The organism is Marinagarivorans algicola (assembly GCF_001292705.1).
GTDB lineage: Bacteria > Pseudomonadota > Gammaproteobacteria > Pseudomonadales > Cellvibrionaceae > Marinagarivorans > Marinagarivorans algicola.
Genome location: NZ_LGAK01000053.1, coordinates 1 through 23284 on the forward strand (window position 1 = coordinate 1; position 23284 = coordinate 23284).

Sequence of the window (23284 nt, forward strand, 5' to 3'; positions counted from 1 at the left end):
TACCGCTTTCACCATCGAGGTTATCGTTATCGGCTCCGCCAATTAAGATATCGTTACCGTTGGCAGCCCTAAGCTCATCCTCACCGGTTGAACCCACCAACAAATTGTCTCCGGCATCACCAACGGTTTGAGTATCTAAGCGAAGATAAATATCAGCAGGGATAAAGCCCGTACCTGACGAATCAAATACAACTTGAGCTAACTGATTTTGTGTTGATCTAAACCAATCACGAACAACCAGCTGCTCATCTGAGGTACGCAATGAAAGGACGAGGTCATACTCAATTATTGCCCAGCTGATATCTAACGGCGTAATCCCACTAGTCAGAATAAGTTGATCTACATCTGAAGAGTGAGCAGAAGTATCCCCGTTAACGATGGTGTCATTGCCTGAGCCTGGTGCCCAGAAATAAGTATCGCTGCCGGCACCGCCGTACATAGTATCGATTCCAGCGTTACCGTTAATGACATCATCACCTGCAAAACCACGAATGACTTCATCGGCATAGGTACCGACTAACTGATCATTTTCAGGGGTTCCATCTCTTGTAACCCCTCCAGCCAGATAGGCAATCGGCGGAGTATCAAATGCTTCAGTGTAACGGCTAATACCTCGAGTAATTCTCAAGTCATCAACATAACCATCCAAAGTGTCACGTGTAGTGGCCGCGGCATTGGCTGTAGCGCCGATGAAGAAAGGCAGGTTATTTGCCAAATTGACTGGTAGCACACCTTGCCCAACCAGAGTACCGTTTAACCACAACTGAGCCAGACCCTTCTTACGCGTCACCGCTATGTGGTACCACTGGTTGCTTTCAAGTTCAGAAGAGCTCGAAATTGAAGTTGCCCCTTCGACTACAAACATCAGTTTTTGTTGGTGAGTTACGAAGAGCGCCCAAGAGCCTGGAGTTAAGCCATCGAAGTTACCTAAAATACTGGAGTACCAGATACTGTCTAGGGAATTTAAGTAAACCCAAGTCTCTACAGAGAAGTCATCAGTCCCAAATGCCAATTCAGGCTGATTAGCCTCGGTCTCAATCCATGTCACGGCGTCACGTGATAAGGCAAGACTACTGCCACCAAAGCGACTGCGTGCTGAGGATAGCTCTGCAGCGCCCTGTGCGGTAAAGCTCAGATTTCCGTGCTCAGCTGAATCAAAGAAATTAGTGCTCGCATCATCACCATCAAAGTGCAGCAAGCTCATGGTATGCGCCCAGTGCTGATCCGTTAATTCAGCTGGGGTCTTCTGAGAGTGCGCCTTTTGCGGAGGAATGAAGTTATCCGTGTAACGCGCAACACCAGATGTGATACGTACATCATCCATATAGCCATTTAAGTCAAAACGGTATTGCGGATAGCTAACTAGCATATATTGCCCAACGCTAAAGGAGCTACCCACTTGCTGACGCCCATAAGTGACTGGAGATGTCAGCACTAGCTGGCCATCTACAAACAGCTTATGCCGCTGCCCATCAAAAGTTTGCGCGATATGGTGCCATTGGTTTTCAGAAACGATGCCAGCTCTAGTTGAGTAGTTGTTGGCTGCCATTTCTGTATCAGAGGTCTGATCCCCTCTGAGTAAAGTAAGGCTACCATCCTCACGTACCAAAAGGCCGAGCTCACAGCTATCGCCACTACATCCCTCAGTCCATAAACCATGACCACTGTTCAGCGAGTCATTAACAGAGGCTAGCTCGGTAATAAATACCGACCCTTCAATAGTAAACGGTGCACCTGAGTCACTAGGCATTGGAGAGCTCGCTAAAGCTAAGCTATCCATATCGCCATCAAAACGAGCAGCATAGTCGCCAAACTTGATTTCTAGGTTATCTCGAACAGTATCGCCAGTAGCGGTTACCACTGCAGCGCGAATAGACTGGTCCTCAAACACGCTGATGTTCTGCTCACCCTCGAAGTCGAGTAACAATGAAACATTGTTCCAGTAGACGTCACCATCTTCTATAACAACAGGCTCTGGGTTTTGGGTACGGAAAGCGTAGATAACTTGGCCGCCGGTGAAAGCTTGTAGCTGATAACTGGTGCTTTCGCCCACGATATTTCGGTTGAGCCAAGTGATAACAATACGGTCATCCAGCTCATCAACTATCAACTGCCCGATGCCATTACTATTCCATTGATCGTCAATCGGTAACCACTGGTAATCGACCGCTGAGGGCGTTTGCAGCATGAGTCGGCCATCAGCTGAAATACTGATTGAGCTATAGCTTTCACCTTGAAAGCTATACTCATTTAAAAGCTGCACTACGATACCATCCTCAGTCAAAGTGACTGGATCGGCCTCTGGTGTGATAAAGGTCCAAGGTACTCTTGTTACAACGATATCCCCCACTTGTGTCGTGCCGTCGAATACCGGCTCAACCAAGTCTGATGCAGCTAATAAGCTTTGGCCTGCAAGGGTCATGGAGATACTTGCACATAGCAGCCCCTCTACAGCGGGCAAATCGTGGAGACTGAAATAACCATCAATGTCAGAAACACTGGTTTGTGGATCTCTGTTGTTAGAAACAACGATTCCCGGCAACCCAAGAAACTCGTTGTTGAGTTCGTAAACCAAGCGGCCAAGTAACGAGGTGCCAGGATCATCGCTGACGGTGTATGACGCTTCAGCTGAACCAATATTGTTATTGGTATCCTCAAACGTAAACTCAACATCTAGCGATTCTGCACCTACAGGTACGGTGACGCTTCGGCTATATGGACCATCGTTTGGCAGGTCATATTTCTGACCATTAACGACAAGCTCCGCTCTGGTAATTCGGCCCTGCTCCACAACTGTGGCTGCTATCAAGGTGTCGACACCTTGAATTAAGACGGTGCTTTGCGTTGGCGAGACGATAGTGACCTGAGGCTCAATCTCATCTTCAGTCAGAGGATGTAGATCCTCTGAATCCGTTAGGCCATCCCCATCGGTATCGCCCAAATACAGTTTGGTGCCTGCACTCACTTCATCCTGATTATTTAAGCCGTCTCCATCACTATCCTCAAACTCATCGAAAATACCATCTGTATCACTGTCGGTATTATCTGGATTTAAACCTGCGAGGATTTCATCAGCATTGCTCAATGAGTCTCCATCAACATCACCGTCCTCAGTGAATAACCTTAGCTGGAGCTGATTGCCTACAGAGAAGTCTTGGCTCTCTATGTCTCCAGATAGCTCAAGAGTAACGCTATCACCGTCTTCAATAGTCAACTCACTCAACAATGGCATTTGCAGCGTTGCAGAAGCAAAGTCGAAGGTTTGTGACTGCTCATTAAACGAGATTTGCGAATTAATAATATCTGAAGGCAATATTGAACTAGCCAAGTCTATGCCGAGAGTAAACTTCGCACCTTCTAGAATGTTTGCACTTCTTAGACCAACAATCTCATCACCATAAATCCACATGCTCGACCTGATATCAATCAGAGCTTCTGGGGTACGAACCACAGCTTCTCGTTGCTCAATTACATCTCCTCTCGCTAAACCTACTAGGCTAGAGTCGTTTGTGGAGTACACATAACTGCGAGCTAAACCAAGGCTGGAATTAGGCGTAAAGGTCACAGAAAGGCCATCTTCACCCAGCGTGCTGCTACCCGATAAAGCCGGACCGTTAGCTATAGTTGATAAGCGGAGTATTGTTCCTGCTTGAGCCATTACAGGCTCATCAAAAATTAACTGTAATTTGAGCTTATTATCATTGGTATCCGTTACATAACGAGCGCCACTAATCAAAGGTGGATTAGCAATAAACGTTAGCTCGAATTGACTTGAGATATCTAGTGAGGCAAGTGTGGCTGCGCTATCAATACTAATGGTGACATTTTCTTGCAGCTCATCATGAACCGTGAAAGACGCCCCTTCAGCTAAGAGCTCAAGACTAATGCTTGAAGACGGAAGCGACTCCGCCACAGAAGTGATAGTGGCACTACCGCTCACTGAAACTACGACTGAATGAGATTGCGGTGAAAACCAGCGATTTCCAAACGAATCTTGAGCAATTAAGTTTATCGTAGCGCCATATATATTTTGGACTTCTTTTGTTTCTCCCAGAGCTTGCTCTCGGAAATTATCATCAACTAACACCAAACGCGCTGGATCACCCGCAAGAAGCAGCACTTGAGGATTTCCTAGCAAAGGAGCAGTGCTAACCAAATTGTCATGGTCAAAAACCACCACCGGGTCGTTCGCGGCAAAACCAAAACTGTGCACTTTAGCCACGGTGCCTGCATTAATCGCAATATTGGCGACGCCTGCTTGTAAGGTGAATTGGGCCGTGGGTAAGCCATCAATCACTGCAACGGTTACGCTGTTATCGGCAAAGGCAAAATTAGCCGTTGGCAAGGCTAGCGTTAATGCCGCCGTGTTATCTGAACCAACAAAGTTACCTTGGCTATCAATAGCGCGGGCCGTTAAGGTAAAGGTCTCACCCACGGTTACAGGCTCGATGTAATCAATATGAATAGCGCTGGTTTGGCCGGGCTCTAGCGTAAAGGGAAAGTCGACCGAGGCAACGCCTGAGAACGCGGGTAAATTTGCCCGTAAAATATACTGCCCTGCCGCACGTAATGTATTAACGGCAATACTGCTTTGGCCGGTTTGGCCGGTTAAGCTACTGCCTAATACTTGCTGCGTATTGGTTGGTGTAATGAGTGTCCACTGCACCCTAACATTATTAACCGGGCGTGCGGCACTATCGCGTACGGTAGCACTAAAGGTAGGCTCAGCACCCACTTGCACAGCTGCTGGGTTAGTGGCTGCAAATACAATATTATTCGGTAAACCCGTTAGTGTTATGGTTTGTGCTGGCCCGATCGCTACATTATTTAGGCCATCGTTTAAGGTCACGTAATAATCAAAGCTAGCGCCAAAGCTAGGCAGTTTGACACTAAAGTGGGTGTCATTAGTGCTTACAGTACGCTCAGCCATTAATTGATCGGCACTATTGTATAAGCCTACGGTTAATGCACGGCTATCATCGGCTGCCAATAGCCCTGCAACACTAATACTAATGTTTTGGTTATATAAGCCGGTATTAGGCCCTGTAATAGTCAGTAAAGTGGCATCGGGTGTGGTATCGGGTACAACCGCAATCACTTGTGTTGCTAGCTCGCTTTGCTGCCCAACAATATCTACCGCCGTCACACTTAATACAGGGTTTTGCGTTTCGGTAATACGCGCTAAACGCTGATCGGTTAATGATATTGTTTGGTTAAAGCTTGTTGCACCAAACACCTCAAACTCTTGGTGCTCATTACCAAAGTCTACAATCACTTTGGCTATGCCTACATCATCTACAGCCTGCACTGTAATGTCAAAGCTAGCGCGCTCTTTAATTTGCGCCGGTGCCGTTAAGTCGCTAATCACTGGCAGCGCATCGGCACCGATGGTAAACGGTAACGTGGTTTGTATTGTGCGGCCTGCGCTATCGGTCACCTCCACGCTTGCCGTGTAACTACCCACAACAGGCGCATTCAGTACATGCGTGAGCTCGCCGGCACTAAAGGTTGCGGCAACCACTTGCGCAGGCTCTGAGCCCTGGGTGAGCTTTAATAAGGCTTGGGCAACGTGGCCTTCGGCATCGCTGACGGTGGCAATAATACTTAATGGGTGGCCTTGTGCTGCCATGTTTGCCCCTATTAGCGCCTTGCCTTCTAGTCGAATCGTCGCGGTAGGGTCATTGCTATCGGTGAGTCGCTCAAAGCGTACCGGCTGCGATTGGGCCACATTACCGTACACATCAACAGCACGTGCTTTAACAAAGCTACCACTTTGCGCCACGGCAAACGCGCGTTCAATACTATAAATAGGGCCAACGCGTTTTGCCAAATACTGATACGGCCCGGCTTCGCTATTGGATAGGTAAAATTCCACTTGTGCTATCGGCTGACTAGCATTTAATACCTGCGCCTCTAGCTGCACGGGTGTTGGCCAGTAGCTTGGTGTGGTAACCGCCATATTGACGGTAAAGGTGTTGGCTGGTGTACTGCCTGTATGCAGCAAAATCGGTCGCGCCGCACTTTTCAGTAGGCCGCTATTAGCTAGATCGTCACTGAATAGATCACCGTTGAGCGCTTCAATGTGGGCAACCACGTTAAAGTGCTGCCCGTTAGGTAGGCTGGCGGGCACCTGGAACTGTACATCAAAAGGGGTGGTATGGCTGCGCGCAACCACAGTACCATTGACCGTGTAAGTGACGCGGGCAATCCCGGCACTATCAGCCACAGCCGCATACACCGTTTGCCCAGCGACAACGGCACGCAATACCGAAGGAGCATTAAGGTCGGTATTGGCACCAAGCAAGGCTTGGGGTAATGCATAAACAGAGACACCTAAGCGACCCATACCTATGGCTAACAAGCCTTGTTCAGAGGCCAGTGCTGTGACACGGGCCGCGGTAGGCAGGGCTAACGCGTTGAGTGTGTTGCGCTGTAAATCAAAGGCAACCACTTTATGGTCGGCTTGATCACTCAATGCTAACCAGAGTACGCCCTGCCCTGGCGCCATCGCCGTGATAGCACCGGCATTCGCCCAGCGAGTTTGTTGCTGCGAATAAAGGTCGATACGGACTAAATCAGTTTGATCTGTGAAATAAATATGCTGCCCACTCAACCACCAAGGACCTGTGGCCTGCGCTGGTATAATAATAGCGCTGTCGAGTATTTCATCACTCACATCGCTGGCGCTATTAGCAAAAACCCCTGAGGCAGGCACAGCTAACACCACAAAGTTGCCAGCATCGGTTGAGGCAACAACAGTGTTGCCCACCGCTTGAACGGCTGTAATGGCCTCATTGACCGGCAGCTCGAGCTGCAGCGTGTTGTTGTTCTTTTTGGCATTGAGCCATAAAACATTATCGGTGGCCACAATCACATACCGAGAGGTTTGCGCCATCGCCGACCAATCCTGCCCCTCAACAACGTTATATACCCCACCTGTTTGCTTGCTTTGGCGGCGCACACGCTTTTGCTCGGGCTGTAAAAAGTAACGATAGGCTTCATCAGCCATCACCGCGACAGCTTTTTCGTTAAAGGCTTGCGCAGGGAAGCCTTGGCGTGCCCAAGTGCCGTTCGTCTTCCATTGGTAAATATGTGCACCAAAGTTATCGGCTGCACTCATAAGCTCGCCATTATCAAAGGCAAGGTCTTGTATGTATCCTTTAGCACCATCAGGTGCAGCGGCAGTGGCGTAAAGGGGTGTTAATGCGCTAGAGGCTTGCGTTAATGCTAATTGCTCACCATTGCTGAGTAATAACTTGCCTTGGCTCCACGCCAATACCGTATTGGCAGGCCAGTGGTATGCCCAAGACCCAGATACGGTAAGGCCATGGTCACCCAAGACTTTTAAGGCACTAATAGTCTCTTTGTCGGCGTCTATGGCTAACAATCCGCTATCTGAGGCTATGAATTGCTCAGCGGTAATATTGGTGGCTAAAAGGTGGGTAATAAAGCCTGGGTGACTAGCGTCGGCCGTTGGGCGTAGCTGCCATAACTCACCGGCTTTGGCTTTAACGTACACGCTATTACCCGTGCTAATAAAGCTCACCAAGTTATTGTGCGTAAAGCGTCCACGCTCTACACCCTCTGGGGTTAGCCAATAAAGAGTGCTGTCGCTCATGGCTAATACACTGTGGCCAAACGTGCCTATTTGGGTAATGTTTGATAAGGCTTTTGAGCTTATTGCCTGTAAGGCATTACCCACTAACGTATAGCTGTCGACCCCCGATGGGGTTTGCATAACCACCATTGGGCCGTTGGCTTTGATAGCGACAACATCTGTCGCTGGCAAGGTGGTAAGCACCTCTAAGGTATCGCCATCAATAATCAGTAATTGCCCATTACCTAAGGCCATAATCCGCGAGTCGGCCACCGCTAAATGCGTAGGTGCCATGGGCAATATCCGTTCGCGACCGGCATCATTCCACAGGACATTACCGGTACTGGCCCAGTATCCGCCTGCCACTGGTGCTATGACATCAAAAGCTCGGCCACCGGCAACCACCGATAACACCCGTGCAGGGAGTACTTGGCGCTGCTGCTCAATCACTTGCTGATTACCGTTGCCGTCATCAAGGGTTGCCCTAACAATCAACGATGTGACTGATGTTGGAACCTCAAAATGCAGTGTGTCTGTGCCTGTGGCTAAACGCTGATTGTCTTGATCTATAATTTCGAGCGTTGCGGTGACTGTTGCCAAGTTATTGCTATCGGTCACGGTTAAATTTAAGACACTTTGTGCATACATGATCGCTGCTAGCCCTTCTATTTGCGGGCTAGGCAAAGTGTTTTCGGGGGCTACACGCACAGAACGTGTTATGGCTTGATGCGCATATTCATCACCCATAAACGCTTGTACATTCACGGTATAGGTTTCTAGTTGCGCTACAGCGGGCAAGCGTAGGCTAACCTTCGCGCTAGCACTTGTTGTCACCCACTGAGTGATGGTATCGCCATTAAAGGTTTTTAAGCTAATTAACACCGCTTTTAATAAACGGTCTTCGAGTGTGGTATCAATCGCATAACTAAAGGACAGCTCGCTAGATTCGGCCATTACAGCATTATTACTAAACCCTGTAATGCTCATGCCAACGTTCGCACTACCATTAGGGGTAAGGGTGATAGTACTGGCATCCATTAATACCTCATCAGCTAACCAAGACACGCTTTGGGTTGCGCCTGTGGCTGGTAAAGCTAACCAACTAAAGGCGCTATCGGCCAAGGTTGTAACCGGTAAAGTATTGACCGTAACGGTATTAGCTGCACCCGCTGTTAAGGTGAGTGATAAAGGCACAAAAGCCTGCGCCGCGATAACTTGGCTGGCCACAGGTTTAAGCTCGCCTTGTGCTGCGCTGGCGGGGGTTACCGTAAGCCTTTGCCCTTCAGTTATGCCGCCGTGGAAGTGAATCGCTGCATTGAGCGTGCCGCCTACACTATGGCGGCGACTGATTAACCAAGCCTGCCCTTTAACAGACGCTTCAGCAAAATGGGTATCGTATTGGCCAATATTCACAATGGGCTGAGCCGGTACGGCCTGCCCGTTCGCATCAGTAAAAACAACCTGCTCAAACGCGGTGTGCGCAGCAGCTCTATCAATAGCAACCCCATCAATAACCGCCCCATCAATAACGACTAAGTGCGCTAACGGTAAGCTGTAAGTGTGTAAGACCGGTGCCTTAAGGGCGCTATCAACCTGTACATCACGCCCAACAATATCACCATTTGCGCCAATCCAGCGCCATTGGCTTGGGGTAATCGCAAGATGGGCTGTTGCTTCAAAGACGCGCGCAATAAGTTCGCCGCCGCGCCAAGCCTGCCAGCTCACATCAGTCAATGTGCCGCGGGTACGCAACCAGGTTATGTCGCCGTCTATTAAAGCGGCCTCCACGGGCTGCTCACTCAACCACTGCACCGCAGATACATAAGACCCGTCGGCGGTTATGTTCCAACGCTGAGTGTTACCCTGCTCATCCCAAAGCACTAAAGCGGTTGGCTCGGCATGCATACCTGTAAAGGTCTGCGTAAGGGCTATTGAAGCCACTGGCTGTAATTGTGGCATACCGCTTAATGGCGAGCCTTCACCCAAGCCAACGCTATAAGCCATAACACTGTCGCCCGTTAGCACCCACAAGCGCCCTGCTGCAACAGCCAAGGCACTGGCATGTTGCACATCAACACCGGCCACTAAACCCTGTGCTACGGTAAGGTCAAAAGCGGTCACAATATCGCCATAGCGCACAAAGGCAAAGTGGCCTGATGCACCGACAAGCTCGCCGTGTAAACGACCGCTGTACTCGGTAAGCCCTGCGCTTGATTGGCTCCAATAATGCCATTGGCGTAAGCCGTTGTCTTGGCTGACCAATAAAACACCGCTACCGGTAAAGGTGAGCTCTTCTATTTGCCCGTATGGTAAGCGGGCAATCACTTGTGCACTATCACGTACAATAATACCGCCACCAAAAACTTGCTCTGCCCACACAACACCGGCGCCATAGGTGCTGGCGGCTGTGAGTGCTACCACTTCACGGTTTGGCTCTGGGGTATAGTAAGGCTTAGGCTCTGCGCTAAAGTAGGCTTCTTTGGTTAACGTGTGTTTGGTTGAGACTGTATGGCCAGAAACATCTTCTAATAAGGCCTCTAAATGCACATTACCGCTGTTAACCGTGGTTTGAATTGTATGCTCAGTGTTAAAGCCAAAGGCCTCTGGCTCACGATTAGGCTCATCCATCACAATGTGTGAACGCTCTGAATAATCAGTCATCTGCGCTGGCGCTGCTGCACTAAAGCGTACAGAAGTACCCGCAAGTACTGTGCGATGAGGTGACACTAATAGCTGTGCCGGTGTTTTAATACCGTCATCAGCCAACACATTCACATACGCTGTTGCCGTAAGCGTGCGGCCATTGTAAGTGGCCTGTGCACGCACGACAATTAAGCCATTCGATAAGTTGGCGGGCACAGTCATTGACGCTAAACCCGACTCAGCCATTACAACGATGGGGGCAATAACAGGGTTGGCGGCGTCGCCACCCCAATCAAAGTGTAGGGTCGCTTGCGCTACCCCTTGCATATGCAACTGCCAATTAACCGTTTGGCCGGCTCTTAGTGTTACGCCATTTTGAGGGGTTATAAAAGTCAGCTCAGGCACGGATGATTGGCCATCAACAGGTTGTAGCGTGATGGTTTTTAGCGCGCTTGTTAAACCATTCAAATCGCGAGCGCGGGCATGCACAGTCAAGGTTTTGTCATTATCAGGGACCGCTAAGGCATACACATTAGTGCCGATCACATCTTGGCATTGAGCGGTGGCAATAGCATCACCCACACACACTTCAACCTGGGCAATACCTGTTTGATCAAAGCTTTGCACAACAATATCAACCACTTCGCCTTTGGGTACAAAAGTCCCATCAGCCGGCGACACAATATCGACAACCGGCGCAGTCGTGTCTTTGTGAATCACTACATCACCGGTAAATAACACCACACGCGTATCCCCTGTCAGGCCATATTCGACACGCAGTGATGTTGTGGTGGTTAACGAGTCATCCGTTGTTAACGTCTTTAAACGGGCTGCTTTATAGGTGTAACTAACAATACCTGTTTCACGGTTTAAGTGAGCCTTGCGCCAAGGCCCACGACTATCGGTGCGCACTAATACGGCTTTTTCACCGGATTGAATCAGGCGGGTATCACCGGTTAACTGATAAGACAATGTCACAGTATTGAGCTCTTCAATACGCAAAGGTGCATGGCCAAATACAGCATTTAACTGCGGGTTAGCTACTGGAAAGCGATAACCACGTTCGGCGGCATTGGTACCATCACTGACACGTATGAGCAGTAGTACATCAGCAAAACTAGCGGCAACATCAAAACGTAAATCGGCGGTACCGATTTTGCTCGTTGTCAGCGGTAACCATGCCGACAGCCAAGTTAAACCGTCATCACCGGATAGGCGATAGCTGTATTTAAGTTGCTTATCGACAGCGACATTATCACGCGCTAACGCACGGAATAAATAAGATGAGCCGGATTTTAACGCACTACCACTTTGTACCGCGATGCCTTGCTCATTGGTGAGTGTCATTGTGCCAACATTGGGCGCTAATAAATCATTCGCGACAAATTCACTGTGTAAAACACCGCCAATGACTACATTATTATCAACCGGTAAATTACCCTGTAAATCAACCAAGCCCGAGATCGTTATACGATAAACCGCATTGTGCTCAAGGCTTTGGCCGGGTTTAAGGCCAAGCGTTAAGGCATAGTTTGACACCTCTAAAGCAAAACGCTCCGAAATATCAACCTGTGGTTCTTCACGCACCTGATAATCTTTAAACACTTGGGTTACCTGCCAAGTCATATCAGCGGCTAATGGCTCGGTGACGGTTAATACTAAGGGCTTGGTGTACCCTAAGCTTTGCAGTAACGTCACTTGTGGAGCGGTATCATCAACAGCACCAATACTGCCTTGATCAAAGATCACTTGTTCACCGGTTGAGCGGCGCACTAAAGCCAGCGTGTAACGCTCGCCTAATAATGCGTTAGGGGCGATAAAATGTAGGCCTGTTGCATCGCGTGTAAACGCGACTTGGTTATTGTTTGCCGGTACAATATTGCGATTAATGGCAAACCAATGCGCCGTCACATCAGAACTTAAACCTGATGCAGTGACTGTAATAAGAGAGCCACCTGAATCACTGACTCCGCCATCTATGGCTATTACATCATCAATCGCGAGTGGCGCGACCACCTCTAATAAGGCGGGGAGTGTTTGCACTAAACCCTGACTATAAGCACGCAGACTTAACAAGCCTTGCGTGGGTATTTGAATGTCTAATTGCAGTGTCTTAGCATTGCTAGCGACAGTCCAATTTGCAGCGGTATAAATCAAGCCGCCAATATCAAGCTGCTCTAATTGATCGAGCGACTCGCCGTGCACTGTTACGGTGGTTGCAACATCACTTAAAATAACCTTGGGCGCTATTGTGTGCACCTTAGCGTCGGTTAAGCCAAACAATGGTTCGGTCGTGATATGGCGCGGCATATCATACGTCATAGCGCCGCCTTTAATCGAAGACTGCACACCTGAAATAGACAGCTGATACGATTCACCTAAGACATAATTTTGTGCCGGCTTAAAGGTTAATACATCGCCTTGTACCTGAGAAAGTCCCTCAATGTGAGTGTTTGTATTTTGAGAGGTTACCGCAATAGATGCCTCATAAAAATCATCCAAACGGCCTGCCAACACCAGCCCAATATTTTGATCGGGCAATGCTAATACACTAGGTGCTATATCACTGACATTTGCCAAAGGGACTAATGCTGTAAAGTATTGCCCGTTGTTTGTATGCCACTCTAATAAATTGCGGGTAAAACGTAAGCGACTGAGTTGACGTATTTGAATACCGGTATTAATACGGGTAATGGGCGCCAAGACTAATTGCTGTTCAGCAACACTCGCATCATAAAGCTGAATGCCATCATCATTGGCGACAACCAATAATTCGCCATTGAGTGCGAGTGATAAATACTCAGAAGCGCCAAGCGGTAATTGAGCATAATAAGTATCGCCGGCAACCAGATGATTGAGCGACCAAACGAAGACATTATTGCGATTGGCCAGCAATAAATTATTTGTGCCTGCAAAAAGCTTTTGCGGATTTGTGCCGTTGTGCTCAACCGTGCGAATAATAGTCTTTAAATCATTGAGTAATCGCACTTCGATCGTTGTATCATAAAGCACAAACACTTTTTCATCGATATTGATCACATCTATCGGCTGAGTACTCAGTGGCGACTCTTGAAGTACGGCACTGGTAACACTGCCGTAGTAAAGTGCTTGCTCGGTACGCGCCATAAGCAAGCCATTATGTAAGCGAATATCCGAATAGCTTTGTGCAAAATCATTACGAATCACTTGGCTAATGACCGGAACATACAAATTGCTAATATCAAATATTGTAATATCGCCGGTTACCTTGCCTAAAACAGCGATGTAGCCACCATCGGTTGCTATAGCTGCGGCAGGTTCAGTTAATGCCCCCTGTGAAAGTAATAAGGGTAAACGGCTGTCTTGTAAAGTGAATACGCGAAGCTCTTTCGCTGTTGCTGCCACCATTATTTGACGACTGCGATCGGACACTCCCAAAGCGCCTAAAGCCAACCCTCCATCAATAATCACCTCTAGCGACTGATCAATAGCAGTATCTGCGGCGAAGGTGCCGTTAGATAGTTCGATTGACAGTGTGCCTAAAGTATCTTGTGGTGCCAAAAAGCTGATGGTCTGTGCATCTTCTACCCGTACATCTAATACTGGTGCGCCATTAATGCGCACACGCGTATCACGATTAATACCCTCACCTTGAATACCGATCACTTCACCGGCATTAAACAGCAGCGTGCGCTCGTTCTTCATCAATTTTTCGGTTATTCGATCATAAAGTCCAATGGCTTTAATCGTAGGGTCAGTCACATAACTAAAGGCTGCACTGTCAAAATCGACTAAGCTGCCATTCGAGACACTCACACCCACAACACGGTTTTGTTGCGGCGCACTTAATAAGGCCGGCAGCACAATGGTCAGTTCACTGGCGCTAATAAAGGTTACCGCATCGCTTGGGATTGTTTGGCCACCAATACTGATTATTGTATCTTCGGTAAAATATTGACCATACAGGGTAAGCGTTTCGCCACCGCGCCAGCTCAGTGCTGACGGTGAAACATCATCAATGACTGGCCGGCTGCCCGCCTCTACCGTAAACCTAAAGGTATAAGCTTCACCAAGTTCATTGCCATGTAAATCTTTTAGCCACGGCTCAAATGTGATTTGGTATTGTTTACCGGCCACCAGAGCGCTCGTGGGGACAACACGTAATAAACCGCCATCATTATTTACACGCTGACTCAGTGCAATATCAACCACCGTATTATCGCTGTCGCCCACTAGCGCTAACGAAGCAGGCAGTACAGAGTCGACTAACTGCGCTTGATTTAACAAGCGATTAAATTGAATTTCAATCGCTTGATTAGCCGGATGTACATCACCGACTAAAGGCACTTGTGACACCACAGTCAAAGTACTATTGACGATAGTATTTAATGAGCCACCCATATAATTTACAGATTCATCAATAGGGTTTTCTTTAGCTTCACCGTCAATTAATGCAAAGGTAGCGCCGGCATAAATAGCCTCGGGGCTAAAGGCAAAGCTATTAACGTTACCTGTCACAGCAAAATAATCGCTTAAGGTGATTTCTTGGTTAAAGATTCCATTCATCCATGGCGCTATATTAAATAACTGTAAATCACCTTGTCCTGATGCCACATAGAGCGTTTGCCCAACCACCGATAAATCACCCGCAAAAAGCCCACCATGCTGCACAAGGTTATGCAGCGCTAGCTCGGCAACAGGTTCAAGCGATAAGCCATCTATTTCATAAACCAAAACAGAGGCATTATCACCGGTAGAAACTAATAATAAATTATGGTAGACCAAGACATCTTCAGGGGCGATAGCGCCGCCATCAATGCCTTTGAGTTTAGCCGGTAAACGCTTAACAACATTATAAAGGCCTGTTTCTAAATCAATATCAACGAGCTGCTTTTGGTCGCGCATTGCCAACCACAAAGAGCCCTCATTAATCACCATGCGTGTAGGCACGCCACCTAGCTGCTGTCTATTTAAAGCAGCAACGGGCACCATAAAACCATCATCGCCTTTCGCTAATACCTGCAAACCGTCATTAGTGGCAACGTATAAAGCGTTACCCTCTATTGCTAAATCATTGATCTCAGCCACTGTGGGTAAAGTTTCAAGTAAATAAGGGTCTGTAGGCAATGTTAAGTCGTAGTGATACAGGCTTCTGCCACCACCCACAAATAAACTATTATCGCTAATTTGCATTGCGACAAAACCTTGATGACCTAAATTGGCCACCTCAAGGTGGTAAGGCCGGTTTTGTCCTGCGTGCTGCTTTTCTAAAATAATAGGATGCACAGGGTCAGAGACATCCGCTAACACCAAACGAGCTTGCTTAGATTCAATACGTTTAACAAAGTCGCCCGTGCTGTTGACAACATCAAAATAGCCACCGGTAATGGCATAAAGCACTTGATTACTCACCGCTAAAGCGGAAATAGGCGACGGGGCGTCATCGGACAATTGTACAGAGCCTGTTTCACGGCCTGAGTAAAAGTAAGCATTGGGCAGTGTAAATTTCTCATTAGCGAACAAGCTATTTTCTACCGAGACATCTGCATGACCAAAGCTGCCCGAAGGCACTCGTACACGAATGTGATTACTTGAGTAAACGGTTAAATCGCCAGCCTTAGCCTTTTGAAACGTAACCGTTGTGCTATGGCTAAAACCACGACCATAAATATGCACATAATTACCACCTTGCGGGCTGCCCGTACGCGGAGATACATCATCTACCGAGGCAACAGGTAAAATAGCCATTGCACCAAATAAGGTATCACTCAGCCCTGCGCGTTTTACTGTAACGGATAAAGACGCACTGGTAGATGCGATTTTTAAATCAGGCACCTTAAAGATAATTAAATCGCTCGTCACCGAGTCCAACACTACCGGTGTATCGCCAATAAACACCTCTAGCGCGCTAGCATCTTCACCAAAACCGGAGCCGCTAATGTGCGCAACTTCGGTGTTATCACCGGTCGCGCCACCGTGAAAAAAGTGGCTGGTAGTATTGCCATTAATACGAACCACTTGAATAATGTGGGGTTTTTGTGCTGGCTCAAAGTGGTAATTAGCCATAATCGGGGAGACTAAAGGCTGACCATTTTGCCCCTTTAAGTTTTGATTGATCGCAATGGTAAAATCAAATGCACTCTCGCACTTTGAGGTCATAACAACTGAAATAAACCCACCGTTTATACGGTTTTCGGCAGTCAGCTCATAGCACTGCGCGTTCAGCGCAGCACCCTCTGTGCTATTCGTTAGCGTAAGCGCATCGGTTAATGCAAAGGTCACTTGGCCTTGTGAATCGGCTGTTCCTGTATTAATAAAACCATTAAATTTAAAGACAATCGTACTGCCTTGCCCAATACGAGTGCTCGGTGCCGGTACAATATCAACAAGCTGTAATTCATTGCTTTTATTCGTTACCGTACCTGTTTGCGTGGCTGTCATTGTAACACCGCCACCAGCAAAAACCTCTCCATTAGGTTGTGCGCTGTCTTGCCAATACACCGCATCAAAGCCGCTTTGTGTTTCAGCAAGTGTGATTAGCTCGCCACCCACTGATAGATGTACTCGACCGTAATTGACCAATAAAGAAGGCGCTACATTAGCCCCACCAATGTTTGCTCGTTCAATCAACTGGCGTTTAACTGTTATTTCGCCCGCTAAATTAGACAATACCGCTAACCACAGGCGCGTATTATGCTCATACATTACGTAGAGCGAGTTATCTTGCCATTCAATATCCAAAGGTTTACCGACTAAACCGTGACCCTGCGCCTCTTCAAATAGAATATCTGAATATTCAGGAACCTGCGTTAAGACTTCAGCACCTATAGCACGAAAGCGGATAAAACCTTTCCCTTGGGTATTATTTGCAGCAATTGCCAGCAACCCTAAAGTCTTATTCACTGACACATCAACCGTGGAATACCCTGGTGTCGCAGAGGTTTCGACCAATAGCGGCTGTGTTTTATCCGCTGTATCAACCACACGAACACCGTCAATATCATTGGCTAAATATACGATATTATCTAATACCGCTAAGCCATGAACAGGCTGTTCAAGTGCTAATTGCGTCAAACGTATTGGGCGCTCCCAAATTTTAACATCATAGATTTCAAAGCCGGAGTCAATAACAAAGGGATTAAATTGATTACTCGCCCCTTTATCAATACCCACATACAACAGATCGCCTTCCATGTGCGCCGCACTCATTCGCATGGGCGGGTAATTCGGTAAATCAATGCCTAAACCCTGCGGCAAGGTATACGAAAAATCACCTACAAATACTGCCTGTGTAAGATCACCACGCGGAATATCTAAATACACTTGGTACAAGTCAGGCTCTGGTACACCAGGCAATACAAAGCTAAACGTACGAAGTGACTTCACATCATCACGTAAATCAATGGTTGTTTCTTGCTCTTTTTCTTGCGAGGTGTAACCGGTATAGATTTCTTTACCCGTTGTTATCGACTTTAATCGAACTTTGGTGCCCGGCAATAAAATATCTTTATTAATGTTAATATCAATTTTCACGCCACCTAATTGATCACCTGAATTAGGCTGCATATTAAACTGAGCATTAGTGGCAACTAATGATTCCGGCGTTGCACGTAAGATTTCATCGGCAACAACAATCGCGCCCAACCAAAAGTCCATTAACGGACCATCGACGACTCGTAGGTGATAAACACCTACTGGCAAATCTAAAAAGTTAACTTCTGCCGAGTCTAAGGTTAAATCACCGTCAGCCGTTAATTGCGCTGCAACGGGCAAGCTACCGATAAACACTTGTGACTGGGCTCTAAAACCTTGGCCTTTAATCGTGATTGATTGCGCGTCATCACGATTATAAACGCCACCTAAAACTTGTTCGATTTTAGGCTGAAAATGATTATCATCGGTTGTATTAAAACGCACACTAAAAGGCGCCCATAAACCGGTCCCGCGCAAATTAGCCGCGGTATTCACCGATACAATCAAGGGTTGCTCGGGCGAGCGAATAAAGTTTAATTTAAAGTGCTCAAAACCCTCTTGGTTCTTGTCTTCATGGTTATTGCCACCTTCGCTATTACCCTCTTCGTCATTCGATAAATAAGGTTCGATAGAAGCAGCCACAGGCATGGTTTGACCGGTGTTTGGGTTCACGGTGTGTACCGTGACTGCGCCGGCTTCTTGAAGTGAGGTGAGCTTTATGGCTTCGTTAAATGAAAGCGTAAAGGCTTGTGACTCATCAAGGCTTAAAAAATCGCCCTCAGCAATAGATGAAGAAACCACTAAACTGCCCGGTATTTGGAAAGTTTGTAAGCCATTACTGCGCGCTACCGCTAATAAGCGGTCTTTATATAAGGTCGCGCCATGAATGGTCTCTTCATTACCGGCCGATACCACTTTAGGTGCAGCAGGGTTTGATAAATCATAAATAATAATGCCTGAACCACTACTAATGAGCAAAGTGCTGCCGTGTAGTGTCAGCCCCATACCTTGACCTGCCACCGACTGTAAGGCGCTATCAATCTGTAATATTTGACGCTCGTGTGGTCGATCTAGGTGCAGCATTTCTACGCCACCGCTACCGAAGGCCACGATTAAATAATCACCAAAACGGACTAAGTCACGAATATTACCGGCAAAAGACAATGTACTATCAAGGGTGCGATCAAAAAGATTCACCAGCGACAATGTGGATTCTGATTTTTCTTTGGGTGATGCTGCCGAATATTCTGGTAATGCAGGACAGTCATCGTCAAGCGCCCATTGCACATTAGAAATGGCACCGCCGGTATATAACCACCCATCAGACTGTAAAAATAAATGAGCACCAGCCCCTAGTGAACCATTATAAACAACGGGATCATTACTATCGGTGTAGTTAACAGAAACAATTGACTGTGGCGTAGCGCCTTTAGTGGCTTCGGCAAAAGAACATGGACCTATATCGCCAGGCCGCGGTGGGCCAGGTGCATTCAGTGCAACCAAAGCCCCCGGCCCATGTTTAATCACATCAGACGCTAATAGCCCGCTAAAAGCGACCTCATTAATATATTGAAAGCCGTTTTGCTCATCTAAATTAACGCGCGCAACGCCGCCAGTACCACTGGCGATATAACCTCGCTTACGCCACGCACCCTCTTCCCATTCACGGTTAATGGTAAAACCAAGTGAATCGACCCCTGTAACAAAATCGGCGGCTTTTGAGCGCGTTAACGCTAATTGCTGCTCTGGCGTGGGGTTTTCGATTCCACCTAAAACATATTGGCTCGTTTTTAATCGACATTGCCAGCTGGTATCACATTGCACAGGCAACGCGCTGCCACCGCCGACAAATAAGGGCTTGTAAGCATCTTGAATATCAAAGCTCGCAATTCGACGATTTTCGGGCAGATTAACCCCGTTAATCATTAAATTCTGATAGCCATTACTTAATAAATTACCGTTAGTGATGGCAACGCCAGTTTCGGGGTCTACAACAATTTTATAAGGTGAAACAAAATTAGCACTCACCTGAGATAATCGTTTTAATCCGTAACCAAAGCCCTGCTCACGCTCTAATGTTGCGGTATTACCATACCGGTCCTCTACCACTAGAGTGTGTTTACCGGCAAACCCTCTGGGCGCAGTAATGCGCATATGTTGAGTCGATAACACCGTGACGCCCGTCACCGGGGTTTCGCCTAAACGGATCTGCATACCCTTAAATACTGTATTGCCCGGCTCAAAACCTTTACCGTAAACATCAATCACCGTACCGCCACCAATAGGTCCCCAGCCTGGGGTCAGTCGCTGTAATGCAATGGGTGAGTCGACGGCTAAGGCACCGTGTAAACGCGCAGTTTGTGAAGTGAATTGCGTGGCTTTAGTTAACGTTAAATCATACAAGCCTGGCTGAGTGATTGCCGGTATTTGTAATTGGATAATCGCAACGCCGGCATTATTTGCACTGTTTTCAATACCCAATATCACGGCAGGTTGGCCGGCAATCTCAACAGATACGCCCTCTAAAGACGCCGGTATATTCCGTACCGATAAAGTGGCTAATAACGGTTTATTCAGCTCAACATGGCGCGGCAATAAATCTTGTACTTCAGGAGCCGCACTATTTAGCCCTCGATAAATAAAGTCAATCGCTTGGGTTTGCTTTAATTCAAATTGAGTAATAGAGCCGCCATCGATAAGCGGCTTAATGACTTTAAGACCCGCATGAATAAACAACGTTAAGCCATCACCCTCCACTAGCTGCTCTAGCGCTTGAGGTGTCAGTGTCAAGGTGGCTTGATTATTGTTAATAACAATATCATGGGGCACAGCCTGGCCTGCTTGATTCAACAATTTAAAGTACTGAGTATTATCGGCAGGTAAATCGATAGATTTATTAAAGCTGACCGACAACTTAACCTTACCCTGTGCATCGGCGCCTAAAAACCCAGAGATAGGCTCGCTACGAAATATCGCTAGTATCGCATCAGGTGTCATTTCAATAACCGTATTGCCATCGCCTAAATGACCGCCACTGATGACATCACCAAAACCTGCAGCAACCGTTACGATATGAGAATCTTGATGTAATAACCCCATGCCCTCAGCAATAACAGGCGCAGTAGGCTGTGTAATATCAACAGCCAACACCCCGCGTGTGCCTAGTGCCAAATAAGCCGTATTACCTTTAATATCTATATCATAAACATGCCCAACATCTGCCAAGCGGCTAACAATAACGGGGGCATAAACATCGGTGATATCAACCACAACAAAGCCACTATCGCCAGCAGCAACAAAAGCGTAATGACCAGCAATACTCACACGCGATGCCGGCAGATCAAGCTCGCTAATCACTTTTAGGCCATCGGTATTGGTATGCTGTGCAATATAAAAACCACCCGAGCCGGCCGCCTCTGCTTGTACGAGTTTATTCTCACTGTAATTAAACTCACCACCAACAATAACAAAGCGAGAAGGCTGGCCAGATAAAGCCGGTAAATGACTAACATCCAGTGCCGCTTGATCGTTTAACGATAGGTTATCTACGATATACATCTTACTTTGTAAATAACCATCAAACATAGCAACACCCGAGCGATCCATGGCTACAAGCACCTGATGATTATTTACATCGACACCACGAGCGGCAGAGGTGGGTAATTCAATGCTATTAATAATTGTGGTCGATACAATATGATCGGCATCAAAGGCTACAGAAATAACAAAAAGGCGCGCAGCAACAGGCAAGCCTGTCTCTTTGCTAAATTGTACTGCCGTTGCAAAAACACGGTCGCGACCTTTTTCAAAATAAGTATCAACACCTACGGCGCTATAGCCACCGGGCAGTTGAATAGAGACAGCCAATCGATCATCTAAACCGTCGCCATTTTCATCAATTAAAAACTGAAGATCATCCAGATTTAATACATCATCACTATTGCCGGTATAAGTCGATGCATGAATATTATAAATTTCAACGCCGTTGCCCCCAGCTGCCGCAATACCCCAAGTACCAGAGGGGTCGAGTATTAATTCATAGATTGTATCGCCCTTGTTTTTAATAGCGCCTTGCACAGGTTGTAAATACGTAAAGCCTTGCTTTAATAACCCTACCGAGTTGTCGCTGGTACTAATAGAAACATCAACGCGACCTAACCGAGCGGCAGGGGTAATTAACTCAATGGTTTGTGAGTCAATCACTTGCACATTACGTGCAAGGTAATCACCAAACTTAACCGTTATGGTTGAGTCGGTTTTAAAACCTCGACCTTTAAGTTGAACCCGTGTACCGCCATTTAAACTGCCTTGAGCAGGAAGTACTTCCAGTAATTCCATTTCTTCAACATAGGTTAATGCACCCAACCAACGAGACGAAGAACCGTTGGCTGATACAACCTTTAATGTAGATGGACCGGTCACTTCACTGGGTGCAGCACTGACTTGATAAGTACTAAACTCGCCATCGACGCTAAGGACCTCACTGGTACCCAGCTTAGCGCCTATATAAAATTTAGGGTCTAGGCCGTTGCGAATTGTGACATTAATTGTGCCGCCTGCAACGGGAATATAGGCCGGTGCCACCGAGTGCAATGCAACACGGGCACCGCCGGCAGAACCTGTCGTAAAGTTCAATACATAATCAAATAGCCCTATAGTCCTACGACTGCCTGCTTTAGCACTAAAGGTTATGCTGTAATCTGTATTAGCGCTCAAGTTTTTAGTGGCTTGCAGTGTGATGTGACGTGGGTTATCCGTATCCGCAATAATAGTAAAATCGACATCATCACTTTCAGAACGCCATTGAATAAATTGGCGTAAATACGCTTTTTGCTTATCTGTTTTTGCTGCTATTGCCTGGGTAAAGTACAACTCAACACCACGGTCAATACCCATACCTATTGCTGCTTGTTGTGGATATGAATAGGCTAAATCTTGAATCAGCGTATCGACAATATTTAACTGCGAACCAAGGCCATCTTCTTCGCTAATATTATTAATGGCATACACAGCTAAACCATCTTTTGTATACACAAGCGGGTCTTGCTTAACAAAGCTTTTATAGATTTCTTGAAACTGACAAGCATTGTCATCCGTGAGAGCATCTAATAAATGAATATTATCTACGCGGCCAGTATCGTAAACACTCAAATAAGTACTCGTAGGCTTAGCATTTGATACATCACTAAAGCCAATTGAGCCTACATTAAAACCACAATCACCCTTTTTCTCTTTACGCGTTAAGTTAACAGCACTGCTACCGAGTGTTTGAATGGCTGAAGAAATACCCGGCACGACAAAACCATTCTCTTGATAACGCCCTAGCTCGCGCAGGTATTGGCCCTTTTCAGCATCGACGACAAGCAGACCATTGCCAGTCACAAACTGCGTAGAGCCATTGGCAACAGACGATAAACCACCCCATTTTGCCACTGAAATTTGCGGCAACGAGGGCTTGGTGATATCAAACACCAAGCGTACCATGGGTGTGCGCTCAGAGTTAGCACCTACCTCAGTCCCATTAATATGTAAATAGTCGCCAATCACTTTGGCATCAAAGACATTGAGCGGAACATTCTTACGATTAATAAT

Annotated in this window: 1 protein-coding gene (cut by a window edge); it reads right to left on the minus strand. The window is 47.0% G+C overall.

The features are described 5' to 3' along the window. Positions 1-23284 carry part of the coding region annotated (locus tag AC438_RS14165) for an Ig-like domain-containing protein (protein ID WP_202904771.1) on the minus strand (this coding region is incomplete at its 3' end). 12384 nt of the annotated region lie beyond the right edge of the window, so 23284 of the 35668 annotated nt are shown.